Here is a 14,077-nt window from a genome sequence, read left to right as displayed (position 1 = left end):
CAATCAGAGCGAGAGATCGAATCGATAGGTCATCTTCAGCGTGACCTCGTGCTCGACGACGACGTTCGTCGCGTCCCAGTCCACGTTCTCGCGCCACACGACGAAGAGATCGCTCCCCGGCGCGTAGCGCCACCGCACCCGCAGGAGGCCGGTGGCGCGCTCGTTCTCGCCGTCGACGCGGCCGATCAGATCGATCTGCAGCGCGGTGGTCGGCGTGACGCGGAGCAGCGCATTGAGCGCGTAGGTCCAGAACGGATCGTGCTCGCGCAGCATCACGTAGTAGACGTCGGCCTGCAGATCGATGCGCACGAAGGGCCCGAGGCTCGCGGCGAAGCGCGCATACGGGTTGTGCAGCACACCGCCGAAGTACGCGTTGCTCACTGAATAATAGAGCTCGACGTAGGGGTTCCGCGCCGACGGCGAGGCGACGTACGCCTCGAGGTACACGCCGCGCCACGTGCCCGCGCGCGCGGTCACGCCGGGCACGATCTCGAAGTCCTCGTCGACGACATCCTCGCGATAGTCGGCGACGAAGCTCGCGATCCATCCCGCGTCGCCCTCGACCTCGGCGACGACGCCGCCGCTGCCGTAGAGCGCGCGCCCGAAGTCGTCGCTCGCCTGCAGCTCGAGCCGTGGGCCGATCTGCATACGACGGAAGAAGCCCGAAGGACGCGCGATCACCGGCGACTCGAACGTCAGCCGCGCCGCGCCGGGACGGCGCGCGAAGCCGAGCTCCGGTGTGTAGTCGTGATCGACGTAGAGACCGGAGAGCACGGGCTGCCAGACCTCGCCGCGCCACCGCGCCGAGGCCGCGCTCGCGAAGCCTTCGCCCTCGCGGCCGGTCTCGAGCTGTCCGTCGAGCGCGGTGCCCGACGCGAATCCGTAGAGCTCGAGTCGATCGTCGGCCGCGCGCACCAGCGCGTCGCCGCCGTAGGTCACGGAAGGACCACGATCGAGCGGGCCGCCGTCCCAGCGGAACGGCTGCCGCGACACCACGAACGCACCGACGTACGACGCGCCTTCATCGAGGGCGAAGCGACCACGCGCGGCGGTGTGGTTCGCGGCGGGCACGTCGCCCTCGTCGTCGGTGAGCACGTCGATCACGCCGAAGCTCACCGGGCCGGCGCGCCCGTAGAGCTTGAGCCCGCCGAGCACGGGAATCGGGTCGCCCGCGGGGTCGAGCCCGATGCGACGCGAATAGAACGGCACGAGCGTCTCGGGCACGCCCGCGTCGAACACGTCGAGCCCGTTGAGGAAGAAGGGGCGGCGCTCCGGGAAGAAGAGCGGGAATCGATCGAGGTTGACCAGCGCGTCGTCGAGATCGACCTGTGCGAAGTCGGTGAGCACCGTCGCCTCGGCCCACACGTCGCCGTCGATGCGCATCAGCGCGTCGGCGCCGATCGCGCCGCGGAACGCGTCCGCGGGATCGCCGCTCTCCGGCGACTCGTACGCGCCGAGCGAGTAGAGCGTGACCGCGAGCGGTGCGCCCGCGCCGCCGATCTCGACGCCCTCGACGACGCCGTAGTGGAGCGCCGAGAACGAACCGAACTCCGGCGACATCGGGGCCCAGTCGTAGGTCGCGGCGCGCGCGTTGTGATCGCGGCTCAGGTTGATGCCGATCGCGCGGGGGCCCTCGGCGTCGGCGAGGCCGAGCGAGATCGCGGGGATGCGCAGCTCGACGATCCAGCGATCCTCGTGCACGCGCACCGCGCTCTGCCAGACCATGTCGACCTCGCGCCGGAACGCGCGGCCGTTGTCGAGCACGAGGTAGTCGAGCTGCGCGCCCGACGCGCTCACGACGAAGCCGAGCGTGGTGCGGTGATCGCGGCGCGCGTCGATCTTCACGCTGATCGCGTCGTCGTTCCAGATGTCCTCGGAGTCGCGGGTCATCGAGAGCGCGCGCGGGGACTCGCCCTCCGCGAGGTCGAGCTCGATGCCGACGTAGAGCGCGCTCGCGTCGTAGAGCACGCGGAAGCGAGTGCCCACGGGGGCGGGCGCGCCGGGGTGGGGCGTGCGCTCGGTGAAGCCCGAGGCGATCTCGGCGCGCGACCACGCGTCCTCGTCGAGCGCACCATCGACGTCGATCGGCGTCTCACCGCGCGCGGCGGCGCGCACGCGTGGTGGCTCGTCGGCGCGCGCGAGGGCGGGCAGCGCGAAGAGGATCGCGAGGACGACGACGAAGGCGCGCACGGGAAACGCGCGGTATGCCGCTAGTCCCGGCGGCCGTCGAGGCAGCGCAGATACGCGACGAGGTCGTCGATCTCCGCGTCGCTCAGCGACGACGTGTGGCCGTGCGCGTCGCCGGCGTTGCGCTCACGGAGCACCTCGCGCAGCGTCGCGGCCGAGCCGTCGTGCAGATAGGGCGCGGTCGACCACACGCCGTGGAGAGCTGGCGTATCGAGCCCGGAGAGCGTCGCGCCGAGGCGCTGTCCCGATCCCGCGCCGAGCGTGCCGACATCGTGCAGTCGCGGACTGCCGCGCTCGTCGAACCCGCTGTCGGTCGTGCGGTCGTCAGCGTGGCAGTCGGTGCATCCAGTCGTGCTCGCCTCGAAGAGCGCACGACCGCGCTGGGCCGCCTCGGGCAGCGAGCCATCGGAGTTGCGGAACGGGCTCGGTGCGAACGTCGCGAGCGACGCCACGTACGCGGCGAGCGCGTCGAGATCCCCGCTGATCCCGGCCTTGCGATCACCGAGCGTCGTGTCGCGCGTGCCGGTGTGGAACGACGCGTCGTCCATCAGTCCGGCGCCGCGGAACGGACCGCGGATGTCGTGCTCGAAGTCCTGCACCTCGTCGAAGTTCGCGGTCCAGTGGATCGCGCCGGTGGTGGGGAATCCGAGGAGCGAAGTCGTGTTGCGCAGTCCCTCGCCGCGATCGGTGAAGTCCCACACTCGATGATCGTCGAGCCCGTCGAGGTGGCAGTGCGCGCAGGCGATGTAGCCATCGCTCGAGAGGCGGGGATCGCGGCTGTCGTTGAACAGGATCTTGCCGCGCAGGAGCATCTCGGAGAGGGGCTCGGTCGTCGGGATGCGCGCCCGCGCGAGCGCGGCCGGCTCGGTGTCGAAGTCGCGCACGTCGTACATCACGATCTCGCGCGAGAGGTACGCGTCGACGAAGAGGAAGCGATCGTCGGGAGAGAGCGCGAGCCCGTTCGGTGCGAGCCCCACGTCCTGGATCGACCCGGCGAGGCGCGTCTCGAGCACGTCGAGGCGCTCCACGGTGCGCGTGCCGCGCGTGAGCGCGAAGAGGTAGTCGCCGCGCGACGAGAGCACGCCGGCGTGGGTGAACCCGCGGTTGTCGAGCTGACGGCGGCGCTCGACGTCCTCGGTGCCGGTGCTGGGATCGAGGAACGAGATCACCGCGCGCATCGTCGTCTCGAACGTGAGCGGACGCGCGCCCTCGGTGACGAAGAGCCCTTCGCCGATCGCGGCCTGCAGCGAGGGCACGAAGGCGATCGTCGCGTCGGGCGAGACCAGCAGTTGCTCCAGATAGCTGGGCACCCCGCCGACCTCGGTGTCGCTCGAGGGCTGGGGATCGGAGGCGAGCGTCCAGGTCTCGACATCCCCGCTCGTCACGTCGACCGCGGCGATCTCTCCGTGATCGTCGGGCGAGCGCCAGCGGGTCACCGCGATGCGCCCATCGGGCAGCACCGAGACGCCGCGTGCGTCGTCGATCGCGCGAATCGAGCGTGCCAGTCGCGGATTGGCACCCTCCAGCGTGATCTCGGCGAGCATGCCAGTCGCTTGCAGCGATACCCACGAAGAATCGTCCGTGCCGACGACGCCGAAGGGTCGCGATCCGCGCGGCAACGCGAGCTCCTGGGCGAGACCGCTCTCGATCTCGACCACCGAGACCACGTCTCCCGTGCACGCCACCACGATGCGACCACGCCAGGGCGAGAGGGTGCGCGGCTCGTCGCACACGCTCGCGCGCCGAACCACCTCGAGCGTCGCGTCGTCGCTCCATCGTGCGATCACGAGCTCGTCGGAGTCGGGGCTCACCACGGCGACCAGATGCTCGCCCACCACCGCGATCGAGCTCGACTGCCGCGGCACGTGAGTGGCCGCGCGCGTCACGCTGATCACGATGCTCGCGCTGCGCCGCCGCCCGCTCGCGTCCCACACCGTGAGAACGGCCTGCTCGCGACCCGGCACGTCGTAGCGCACGCGCAGCACCGGATCCTCGGAGATCGGCCCGGTCGCGAGCCCACCGCCGGGCGACCACTGGTATCGGATCGCACCGGTCGACCCCGATCCGTCGAGCACGACGTCTTCACCGACCAGCGCGTAGCGCGACGCACCGGCGATCGCGCGCAGCTCGACCGGCGCGTCGATCGACTGCGACGCGTCCTCGAGGATCGTCGTGCCCGCGTCGGGCTCGGCGCGCGGCGTCCCGCACGCCCCGAGCCACAGTGCGATCGCGAGCGCGCGCCTCACGGCACGCCCACGCGGAACGTCGCGGTGAACGCCTCGCTCACCGCGTTGCCCGACACGTCGCGCACGCCGCCCGCGGGGATCTCGAGCACGTACTCGCCGGCCTCGAGCGCACAGAACGGCGAGAACGTGACGATCGTCTCCTGCACGCTCACGACGCCTGCGATGCGCCCTTCGTCCGGCGTCCCGCCTGCGCGATACAAGCGCACCGAGCCCTCCCACGCGCTCTGCACGTCGATCATCTCGTCGAACGTCACCGCGAACCGCGACGTGGGCGGCAGTCCCTCCGTGCCGGCCTCGGGCCATGCCCACGTCACACGCGGCGCGTCGGTGTCGGGCTCGGCGCGCCAGGGCGCGATCGCACTGCCCTGATCGTTGGGATCGACTCCGTCGGGCAGCGCATCGACGCTGAGCAGCGCCAGATTCCCGAGCGGCACGATGGTGTCGAGGTCGCCCGGCAGGCTCAGCTCGCGCACCACCCGGATGTTCGAGAGATCCGACACGTCGTAGATGCGCGCGACGCTCGACTCGCCGACGAACGCGTACTGCTCGTGGAGGAACACGTATCCGCCGTTCCCTCCGCTGCGATAGGAGCCTGCATATCGCGGCTGCGTCGGATCGTGGATGTCCATCACCATCAATCCGCCGCCGTCTTCTTTCTTCGCGTACCAGACGTATCCGCCGGTCGCGGTGGTGAAGTACGCCTCTCGCGCTCTGCCGTTCTCGTCGACTGCGTCGAAGTCGCCGCCGGGGATCGGCTGCGGATCTTCGGGATCCGAGATGTCGAGGAGCACGGTGCGCGGGCCTTCCGCGGCGGTGACGATCAGCAGATTGCCGATCGCCTGCACCTGTCCGGCCCGCAGCGTCGGCTCGAACGAGAGCTGTCGCACCAGCACCGGATTGCGGGGATCGGTCGCGTCGACGACGTACACGCCGTTGTCCGCGCCCGCGACGTACACGTACGGGACCTGCCAGAACACGCTGAGCGTCACGCGCGCATAGGCATCGGGATAGAGGAACCCCGGCAGATCGAGGCTCGACACCGCCTCGGGCGCGGTCGGATCCGACACGTCCCAGAACTGCACGCCGCCCCCGTCGCGGAGGAGCGCGCGTCGCAATCCGTCGACGACCGCCCAGCGCCCACCGTGCGACGAGAACCCGATCGAGTGCGACTCGCGCATCTGTCGCGAGCTGCCCGATCCCACGCGCTCCGGCGCGCACGGATCGCTCAGATCGAAGAAGGCCAGTCCGCCGCCGCCGAACTCCGGCGCGATCGGCATGAGCAGATATCCGTCGTACATCACGCCGAGGTTGTGGTGGTCGGTGACGTCCCACTCGCCGCCGTCGAGGAACGCGCAGCTCGTCCCGAGCGCGCTCTCGTCGAAGGTCAGCGCGGGCACACCGGGGCCGTGCGGCGCGGGGAACGCATCGGGCGCGGGGTAGGGCCCCGGCGCAGCGGCGCTGGGATCGCAGAACGGCGTGCGCATCGGCGGGCCCGCGTCGCTGCCCGAGTCGTGGGCCTGCGCGCCCGCGTCGGCTCCGGCGTCCGCGCTGCCGGCGTCGTCCCCGCCGCACGCGATGATCGAGAGCGCGCAGAGCGCCGCCGCTGCGTGATTGCGCATCACGAACCGATGGTATCGGAGCTGGCAGCTCGCGGATCGTGTCTCGCGCGGCCGCTGCACTGGCCGGAGCGCGCATCAGAGACGTCGCGCGGGCGTCACGCGCGCGATGCGTGCGGGTGCGATCGCTCGGCGTGCCTCGCTGGATCCTCCTCGCGCTCGTGCTCTCGGCCTGTCAGCGCTCGCACGAGCGCGCGCCGCTCCAGATCCAGTGCGCGCCGCACGAGTCGCCCGCGTATCTGTGGCGCGCCGATGTGCCTCGGCCGCGCGGCCGCATCCATGCCTGCGAGAACGCGCTGCGCACCGACGAGGAGCTCCTCGCGCGCCGGGTCGAGCTGGGCTGCGCGCTCGTGGGCCCTCGCGCGTCGTGGACGATCGACGGAGCGTGCGACTACGCGCGCGCGGTGTCGCACTGGTCGCGCGTGCGCAGCGCGGAGACGTGCGAGGAGCTCGACGTGATCGACGCGCTCGATCCCTGCGATCGACCCGATCCCACGCGCTATTGGCGCGAGGACGGAACCTGATCAGAACCCCGCGATCGCGGCGACCCACGTGCCGATCGAGGCTGCGCCGAGCGCGGCGAGCGCGGCACCCACGTACATCCGCGCCGCGGCGCGACGGAGCGGCGCCGCGCGGGGAGGTGCGAGCAGCGCGAGCGCGGTGGCACCGAGCGCGAGCGCGACCGCGACGTACCCGAGGTGCTCCTTCGTCTCGAAGAGCCATCCCGCGCGCGCGTCGGCGACGAAGAGATCGCGCTTCACCAGCGTGCGATACGGGCCGTAGATCACGAGCCCGAGCGCGAACGCGAGCGCGGTCGCGATCGCCGAGAGCGCGATCGCCCATCGCGATCCGCGCGCGAGCGGCGCACCACGCCAGAGCCGCACCGCCGGATGGATCAGCAGCGCGAGCGCGAGCACCCCGACGTGTCCGTGCACGCTCTCGAGGAGTCGCCAGCTCACGTCAGGGCCACACGAGCGTGAGCACGGCGAGCACGACCGCGAAGGGGACGACCGAGCGCGCGACGAGCTCGATGATGCGCGCACGCCTTCGCGCATCGGCGGTCGCGGCGTACGCGAGCGCGAACGCGACACCGGCCCACCACGTCGCGGCCAGCGCACGACCGTGGAACGCGATGCGCGGATCGTAGAGGACCAAGAGCGGATCGGCGCCGCCGCCGCGGGTGTGCTCCCACAGCCGCTGCCCGACGTACGCGAGCGCGCCCGCCATCGCGGCGATCGCGGACGTGATCGCGATGCGCTCGCGGCGATCAGTCATCGCTCCGCTCGTCGTCTTCGGGGTCCGGTGCCGGCGTCGAGGGGCGCGCGAGCGCGACCGCGACCGCGGCGAGGATCGCGCCCGACGCGGTCGCCGAGAGGAACAGGTAGTCGACGTAGCTCCCGATCGACGAGCAATTCGCGCTCGTCCCGAGATGGACCGAGAGCACCTCGCCTTCGCCGTCGTCCGCGTCGCTCACATGCTCTCTCCCACGAACGAGATCAGCCCTCCGGAGCGGAGCAGCACCAGCCACGCGACCGCGAGCTCGGCGGCGACCGCGAGCGTCGCGAGACCGATCCGCGCTCGCGTCTGCGTGACGCCGGCCGCGGCGAGCGCCGCGAGCGCGACCACGACGAGCGTGCCGGTCGCGAGCGCGAGGAACGTGTCGGTCGCTTCGTCGTCGTACCGCGTCGCGAGCGCCACGGGCCCGAGCGCGATCCACAGCGCGCCGAGCATGCGCGCCGGGGAGTACGTCGCGCGCAGCACGCCCGCGCCCGCGCGCCGCAGCGTGTGCGCCCCGAGACCGATCGTGATCACGCCGAAGAGCGCGATGATCGCGACGGCGATCGGCGTCGTGCGGCGCTCGAGCTCGGCGCGCGCGAGCGACGCGTGGGTCGAGCCTCCCTCGAGCCCGCTCCGCTCGAGGTACGTGATCGCCGCGCGGCGATCTCCGGTGCGCGCCATCGCCCGTGCGATTCCGTCACGTGCTGCGGCGCGCTCGGGCTCGGTCGCGTCCGCATCGCCGAGGAGCGCCTCGAAGGACGCCTGCGCACGTGCGATCTCGCCGACCCGGAGCAGGTCTTCGCCGACGACCACGCGCGCCTCTCGCCGCACCGGTCCCGCGGGCATCCCGTCGGTCGCCGTCGCGAACTCGATCACCACCTCGCGGGTGCGCGCGTCGAGCGCGAGGTTCTGGAATCGCCAGAGCGCGGCGAGCGGCGCGTAGTCGCCCTCGGCGCGTGCCTCGATCCACGCGAGCCGCGTGCGCGCCCGCGCGGCGATGCGCGAGCCCGCACGTTCGTCGAGCACCGCGCGCCACGCGTCGCGCGCCGCGATCGGATCGCCCTCGCGCTCGGCGCGCGTCGCTCGCTCCACGATGTCCTGCGCCGATGCAGCCGTCGCGATCGCCAGGATCGCGAGCAGCGCGGCTGCCCGGAGCGCGCTCACTCCTTCGACCAGCCGAACTGATCGACGATCGAGTCCGTCATCACGTTGCGCACCGTGACCTCGATCGCGCTGCCTGCGACGCGCACCGTCACGTACGTGCGCTCCGCGCGCGCCGAGTACGTCGATGCGCACGCCGTGGAGACCTCGTAGAGCGGCGCGCCGACGCCCGCCGCGACGAGGTACACGGTGCCCGACGCGACGCCCGCGTTCACCTGCGGCGCGCCGTTCGTGCCTTCCGCCGCGACGACGCCCTGTCCGCCGGTGAGACCACGGATCGGGCGCGAGCGCTCGTACACGTGGTTGTGCCCGGTGAACACCATGTCGACGTGGTGGCGATCGAAGATCTCCTGCCACGACGCGCGCAGCGACGTGTCCGGCTGGTGCGTGCTCATGCACGTGTAGAAGGGCCGGTGGTGCGTCACGAACACCCAGTCGATCGCCGGGTTCGCGCGCGCCGCGGCGAGATCCTGCTCGAGCCACATCGCCTCGGTGGTGCCCCACAGCTCGCGATCGTTGTCGTCGAGCATCACGAAGTGCGCGTTGCCGTAGTCGAACGAGTACCACTCCTCGCCCTGCGCGCGCTCGTTCATGAACACGTCCTGCGGGAACGCGGTCTGCGCGACGAAGTTCACGGCGAGCGCGTCGTGGTTGCCGTTCGCCATCATCAGCGGCACCGACGACAAGAGGTCCTGCACGGTGAACTCCGCACCATCGCCCGCCGACCAGAACTCGTCCCACTGGTCCTGCGCGGTGCCGAGGATCACCGCGTCACCACTGAAGAGCTCGAAGTCCGCCATCGCGTCGCGCACCCGGCGCTGCGAGATCGCCCAGGCGTCCTCCTCGTTGCCGCGCGAGTCGCCGGTCACCGCGAAGGTGAACGGATCGGTCGTGCCCGGCGTCGGCGCGGTCGACGTCGAGAAGACCTCGGTCCAGTGCCCGGTGCCGCCGACCTTGTAGAAGTACTCGGTGTTCGCCTCGAGGCCGCACACGTGCGCCTCGTGCACGCGGGTCTCGCGGCGCGCGAGATCGCGGAAGAGCATGTGGTGGCCGACCGCCTCGAGCACCGCCTCGCCTGCCGCGTCGGCAGCCTCGACCGCCGCGCGATCGGTGCCGTAGAGCACGCGCGACGCGAGCGTCTCGCGATCGCTGCGCCAGTTCACCGCGAACGTGCCGTGGGTCGGACCGGCCCAGCTGACGTGCACGTGGTCCATCGTGGGCGTCGCGCCGAACACGTCCTCCGACGCGCCGGCCTCACCGAGGGGCGGAGTCGAGACCTGGTATCCGCAGCCCGCCGGCTCGTACGAGTACGACTGTTCGGGCGGGACGAATGCGTCGGTCCGGGACGTGCCGGCGTCGTCCTCTTCGACGAGGCCTGTGTCCTGACAGCCGACGATCGCGAGCGCGAGCATGAGGAGGAGCGTTGCCGTGCACGTCTTGATCATTGGAACCTCGCGGTCAGAGGGCGGCAGTGAGCTGGAGCCAGAGCACGTCGTTCTTGATCCCGCGGTACGTGCCGGTGCTCGCGACGACGCGCTCCAGCTCGTACTGCAGGAAGTAATTCAGGCCGATCCGGAGCGTCTGATGGCCGGTCGGGAAGTAGTTGAGCCCGAACGTCAGGCGCCAGCGGTCGTATCCGTTGTCCGAGTCGACGTAGTCGGAGGGCTGGAACGTCGCCGCCTCCGGGCCGGTGCCGAACAGCGGATCGGAGTCCGAGTAGATCGCGAAGGGATCGACCCAGTCGACGCGCGCCAGGAGCTCGAGATCCATGTCGCGGAGGATGTCGACGTCGATCTCGGGAATCGTGTAGTGGATCTGCAGGTGCGCGCCGCGAGAGACGAAGTCGAGCGGCAATTGCTCCGAGGGATTCGAGGGGTCCGGAATCCGGACTGCGCCCTGGCACTGCGCGTTGTCGCCGCCGCCCGCGAGGAACCCGAGGCCATCGGAGTCGGCCCGCCCGTTGCGGAACCACACGAACCCCGCCGACGCATAGAGGCCGATGAATCGGAACTCCGTGTCGACGGTGAATCCGCGATTCCAGTTCCCGCGATCGTCGCAGTTCGAATATGCCGCGGTCGCGACGGAGACACGGGGCGTCTCGTTGCGCGCGAGATCGGACTCCGCCGACGCACCTTCGGGGACGCCGAGCACGTGGAGCTGCAGGCGGAGCGCCCAGAGCAGCACTCCGTCGCTGTTGACCGCGACGTTCGGCCCGCGCCCGACGAACGCGCCGAGCGCGTACTCGAACACCGGATCGTGCGAGCCCGGCGAGGGATCGCCCACCATGCCGAACACCATCGCTCCGATGTCGCGCGGCGCGAGATAACGAACCACCGTGCGGTCCTGTCCGAGCGGCGTGTAGAGCGGGCGATCGAGGAACGCGAGATTGACCTCGTTGAACGAGAACGCGCGCAGGAAGGGCACGATGAATTGCCCACCACGCACGTTGAACGCGGGGTGCAGCGCGAGATCGACGAAGCCGTCCTGGAGGTTCGGCGACGGCACCAGCTCGACCTCGAGGCGTGCCCGCAGCCACCACGCGAGCTGGGTGCGGAGCCCGAAGCGCGCGCGCTGCAGATAGAACGCGTCGTCCTGCGGCGGCCGACTGACCTCCTCGCCGCCGTCCTCGCGGTAGATGAACCCGGGCTGGACGAACCCCGTGAGATCGAGCCATCGGTGATCGCCCTGGGGCGCCGCGGCGACCGGTGCGGCCGGCGCAGGCTCGGGCATGACGGGCTGATCGATCGGCTCGGGCGGCGTCTCGACGAGGTAGATCTCGCAGCGCCCGCACTGCGCGACCGGCACGCACGCGGACCAGCAGCCGTCGACGACCGAGGCCTGCTCGCCCTCGGCGCAGGTCGGCGCCGCCGCCTCGCACGTCGCGCCGTCACACACCGTGCAGCGCAGCTCGGTGCGCGGCGCCGCGGGCTCGCTCGGTGTCTCGGCGGGCGCGGGCTCGCTCGCGACGACGGGTGGCGTCGAGCCGGGCGCGTTCTCCTCGTACACGCGGAAGTCGGCGCGGGCGCCGGGGATCGGAAGCAAGAGAAGGAGCGCAATCGCGAGCGCGACACACACCGAGCGAGAGCGACACATGCGGGGGCGGATGTTCCTCTCTCGAGGACCCGCCGACGTGACTGGATTGCGCCGTTCGTGTGACAGAACAGTCGCCGTCGGCCGCGCAGGTGTCGTGCGAAGCTGCCCGCGGTGCGGCGGATGGTGCTCGATGGGATGTCGGCGCGACGCGTGCGCGCCGAGCGCTTCGGCGCGACGGTCGCCATGCGCGCGCCCGCGGCGGTCGTCTCGGTCGATCGCGTGCTCGCGCGACGGCTCGGTGTCGACGGCGGGGCGCTGTGGGCCGGCGATGCGCCCGCGCCCGCGACGGTGCGCGCGCTGAGCGGCCCGAACGAGGTGCACGTCGCCGTCACCGAGCGCTGTCCCGCGGGCTGCTCGGGGTGCTACGCGGACGCGACGCGTGAGGGTCTCGAGCCCTCGTTCGACGAGCTCGCCGCGCGACTGCGCGCGCTCGCCGCGATGGGCACGCTCTCGATCGCATTCGGAGGCGGCGAAGCCTCGCTGCGCGCGGATCTACCGGCGCTCGGTGCGCTCGCGCGCGAGCTGGGCATGACCCCGAGCGTGACGACGAGCGGGCTCGGCATCGATCGCGAGCGCGCGATCGCAATGCGGGTGTTCGAGCAGGTGAACGTCAGTCACGACGGCGTCGACGGTGCTTATCGCGCAGTGCGAGGGTTCGCGGGCGAGCACGTCGCGGAGCGCGCGATCGCGCACCTTCGCGCCGCGGGCGTGACCGTCGGTGTGAACACCGTGCTGACGCGCGAGAGCTTCGATCGGCTCGAGCAGACGGCCGCGCACGTCGAGGCGCTGGGCGCGGTCGAGCTCCAGCTCGTGCGCCTCAAGCCGTCGGGCCGGGGCCGCCTCGAGTACCTCGCGCGACGGCTCGATCCCGCGCGGGTCGCCGCGCTCCCCGAGCTCTTGCGGCGCATCTCGGGCGAGCGCGCGATCGGGGTGCGCATCGACTGCGCGCTCCTGCCCTTCGTCGCGTCGCACGGCGCGATGCGCGGCGAGGACCTGGTGCGGCTCGGCGTGTCGGGGTGCGAGGCCGGGCGCTCGCTGCTCGCGGTGCGCGCCGACGGCCGCACGTCGGGCTGCAGCTTCGTGCGCGACGACGCGCAGGCGGGACCGCTCGCGTGGGACGACAACGACGCGCTCGAGCGCTTCCGCGATCACGTCGCGCGCGCGCCCGAGCCCTGCGCGTCGTGCCCGGTGCGCATCGCCTGTCGCGGCGGATGTCGCGTCGTCGCGGCGTTCGTCGCCGGCGATGCGTGGGCCCCCGATCCCGAGTGCCCGCGCGTGCAGGCAAGTCAGAACGGGAAGCGGTAGGTCGCCTCGACCGCGATGTCGAGCGAGACCGCGACGTCGTCGGGCAGGATCCAGAACGTCGGAGCGACGATGTCGGCGCCGATCTCCCAGTCCTCGGAGATCGCGTAATTCACGCCCGCCGCCAGTCGGATCACCGGGCCGTTGAAGGGCAGGTATCCGGCCGCGACGCGCAGCGGAATGGTGAGGCCGAGCGCAGGGCTCACGCGGATGCGCTGCTCGCCCTGGATCATCAGCAGCAGGTTGTTCGCGCGCTCGTTGCGGCCCTGGAGGTTCGCGTATCCGACGTACGCGCCGAACATCAGGTCGCGCGTGATGCGCACGTCGACGCGCGCGCCGACGAGGTGATTGTAGAAGCCGCCCTGCGTCGTGCCGATCACCGCCTCGGTCTGCACGCTGAGCTGCAGTCGGCGCAGCGGCGGCTCGGGCAGTCGCACCCCGATGCCACCCGGATGCGCGAGCTCCTCGCGCGGGCGCTCACGCCATCGCCGCGGCACGGCGGCGGGCGCGGTCGGCGTCGCACCGACCGCCGCGGTGGCCTGCTGCTGCCACTGCTCCGGCGGCGGAAGCGTCGCGCGCACCATCCGATCGATCACCTCGCGCAGATCCCCCGAGCCCGCGGTCTCGCGCGCGAAGAAGGGCCCGGTGCCGTCGAGGCTCGCGACCGTCATCTCGATCACGTAGCGACCCTCGGACGCCCAGATGCGCGCGAACGCGCCGCGATGCGCCTGGGCGACCCAGGTGACGCGCCAGAGATCGGCAGGCGCGGGCGGATAGGGCATGCGCAGGCGCTGGGCCGCCGCGATCGTCGCGCTCCCGTCGAGCACCTCGTAGCCGATCTCCACCGCGCTGCGGCGGACGCGCTCGGTGACGACCCGACCGACGACGGGATCGATCCCGTAGGTCGCCGCGTCGATCACGATCAAACGTCGCGAGGCCTGCGGGAGCACGGGTGCCGTCACCGTCTCGGCCGGCGTGGTGCCCGCTTCGGCTGGCGGCGTCTCGGGCGTCTCGGGCGTCGTCGTCGTCTCGGGCGTCGTCGTCGTCTCGGGCACGTCCTGCGCGCTCGCGCATGGAGGCTCGAGCGCGACGGCGAGCAGGAGCGCGGAGAGCGCAGCGACGGTTCCGAGCCGGCGTTCGTAGCGCATCAGTGGGCCTTTGTACCAGGGCGAGGCCGGGTGGGCGAGGTGCGCG

12 protein-coding genes are annotated in these 14,077 nt (G+C 71.6%); 2 read left to right on the top strand and 10 right to left on the bottom strand.

Going from position 1 to position 14,077, the window contains the following annotated elements; translation table 11 throughout:
- Positions 1-3: 3 nt before the first annotated feature.
- Genes I5071_RS21635 through I5071_RS21625 form a run of 3 tightly spaced genes read right to left on the bottom strand, consistent with a single transcriptional unit; the run spans position 4 to position 6,052 of the window.
- Positions 4-2,190: a carbohydrate binding family 9 domain-containing protein gene (locus I5071_RS21635; protein ID WP_236607405.1), complete on the bottom strand. Its 2,187-nt coding sequence runs from the start codon at positions 2,188-2,190 to the stop codon at positions 4-6.
- A 20-nt stretch (positions 2,191-2,210) separates the two neighbouring features.
- Positions 2,211-4,433 carry a c-type cytochrome gene (locus tag I5071_RS21630; protein WP_236607404.1) on the bottom strand — a complete coding sequence of 741 codons (2,223 nt, stop codon included), beginning with the start codon at positions 4,431-4,433 and terminating at the stop codon, positions 2,211-2,213.
- Positions 4,430-6,052 carry an Ig-like domain-containing protein gene (locus tag I5071_RS21625; protein WP_236607403.1) on the bottom strand — a complete coding sequence of 541 codons (1,623 nt, stop codon included), beginning with the start codon at positions 6,050-6,052 and terminating at the stop codon, positions 4,430-4,432. The genes I5071_RS21630 and I5071_RS21625 overlap by 4 nt, the downstream gene beginning before the upstream one ends.
- 131 nt (positions 6,053-6,183) lie before the next feature.
- On the opposite strand from I5071_RS21625, the gene I5071_RS21620 reads away from it, so the two are divergent.
- Positions 6,184-6,573, top strand: coding sequence for a hypothetical protein (locus I5071_RS21620; protein ID WP_236607402.1), 390 nt, complete (start codon positions 6,184-6,186; stop codon positions 6,571-6,573).
- Here I5071_RS21620 and I5071_RS21615 read toward each other — a convergent pair whose 3' ends face one another.
- From I5071_RS21615 to I5071_RS21590, 6 genes are read right to left on the bottom strand one after another with little or no spacing between them, the layout of a single operon-like run.
- Positions 6,574-7,008, bottom strand: a complete 435-nt coding sequence (locus I5071_RS21615) for a hypothetical protein (protein ID WP_236607401.1) — start codon at positions 7,006-7,008, stop codon at positions 6,574-6,576.
- Position 7,009: 1 nt separating this feature from the next.
- Positions 7,010-7,324, bottom strand: coding sequence for a hypothetical protein (locus tag I5071_RS21610; protein ID WP_236607400.1), 315 nt, complete (start codon positions 7,322-7,324; stop codon positions 7,010-7,012).
- Complete coding sequence (locus tag I5071_RS21605) at positions 7,317-7,523, bottom strand: hypothetical protein (protein WP_236607399.1); 207 nt, start codon at positions 7,521-7,523, stop codon at positions 7,317-7,319. The genes I5071_RS21610 and I5071_RS21605 overlap by 8 nt, the downstream gene beginning before the upstream one ends.
- Complete coding sequence (locus tag I5071_RS21600) at positions 7,520-8,491, bottom strand: hypothetical protein (RefSeq protein WP_236607398.1); 972 nt, start codon at positions 8,489-8,491, stop codon at positions 7,520-7,522. The genes I5071_RS21605 and I5071_RS21600 overlap by 4 nt, the downstream gene beginning before the upstream one ends.
- Entirely contained in the window at positions 8,488-9,933 is a 1,446-nt protein-coding gene (locus tag I5071_RS21595; RefSeq protein WP_236607397.1) for a purple acid phosphatase family protein, read from the bottom strand. Before I5071_RS21595 ends, I5071_RS21600 begins: the two co-directional genes overlap by 4 nt.
- Before the next feature lie 13 nt (positions 9,934-9,946).
- Positions 9,947-11,581, bottom strand: a complete 1,635-nt coding sequence (locus I5071_RS21590) for a hypothetical protein (protein ID WP_236607396.1) — start codon at positions 11,579-11,581, stop codon at positions 9,947-9,949.
- Between the two features lie 120 nt (positions 11,582-11,701).
- On the opposite strand from I5071_RS21590, the gene I5071_RS21585 reads away from it, so the two are divergent.
- Positions 11,702-12,886: a radical SAM/SPASM domain-containing protein gene (locus I5071_RS21585; RefSeq protein WP_236607667.1), complete on the top strand. Its 1,185-nt coding sequence runs from the start codon at positions 11,702-11,704 to the stop codon at positions 12,884-12,886.
- Here I5071_RS21585 and I5071_RS21580 read toward each other — a convergent pair.
- Entirely contained in the window at positions 12,868-14,031 is a 1,164-nt protein-coding gene (locus I5071_RS21580; RefSeq protein ID WP_236607395.1) for a hypothetical protein, read from the bottom strand. The genes I5071_RS21585 and I5071_RS21580 overlap by 19 nt on opposite strands.
- Positions 14,032-14,077 lie beyond the last annotated feature (46 nt).

The organism is Sandaracinus amylolyticus (genome assembly GCF_021631985.1).
Classification (GTDB): Bacteria; Myxococcota_A; Polyangia; order Polyangiales; family Sandaracinaceae; genus Sandaracinus; species Sandaracinus amylolyticus_A.
The sequence above is the reverse complement of the archived record's forward strand: the minus strand, read 5'-3'. Positions and strand labels throughout refer to the sequence as shown.

Excerpts from the sequence above, each read along its gene's own strand:
- I5071_RS21590 (WP_236607396.1), bottom strand. The coding sequence starts at position 11,581 with ATGTGTCGCTCTCGCTCGGTGTGTGTCGCGCTCGCGATTGCGCTCCTT.
- I5071_RS21585 (WP_236607667.1), top strand. The coding sequence starts at position 11,702 with ATGGTGCTCGATGGGATGTCGGCGCGACGCGTGCGCGCCGAGCGCTTC.
- I5071_RS21580 (WP_236607395.1), bottom strand. The coding sequence starts at position 14,031 with ATGCGCTACGAACGCCGGCTCGGAACCGTCGCTGCGCTCTCCGCGCTC.
- I5071_RS21610 (WP_236607400.1), bottom strand. The coding sequence starts at position 7,324 with ATGACTGATCGCCGCGAGCGCATCGCGATCACGTCCGCGATCGCCGCG.
- I5071_RS21625 (WP_236607403.1), bottom strand. The coding sequence starts at position 6,052 with ATGCGCAATCACGCAGCGGCGGCGCTCTGCGCGCTCTCGATCATCGCG.
- I5071_RS21595 (WP_236607397.1), bottom strand. The coding sequence starts at position 9,933 with ATGATCAAGACGTGCACGGCAACGCTCCTCCTCATGCTCGCGCTCGCG.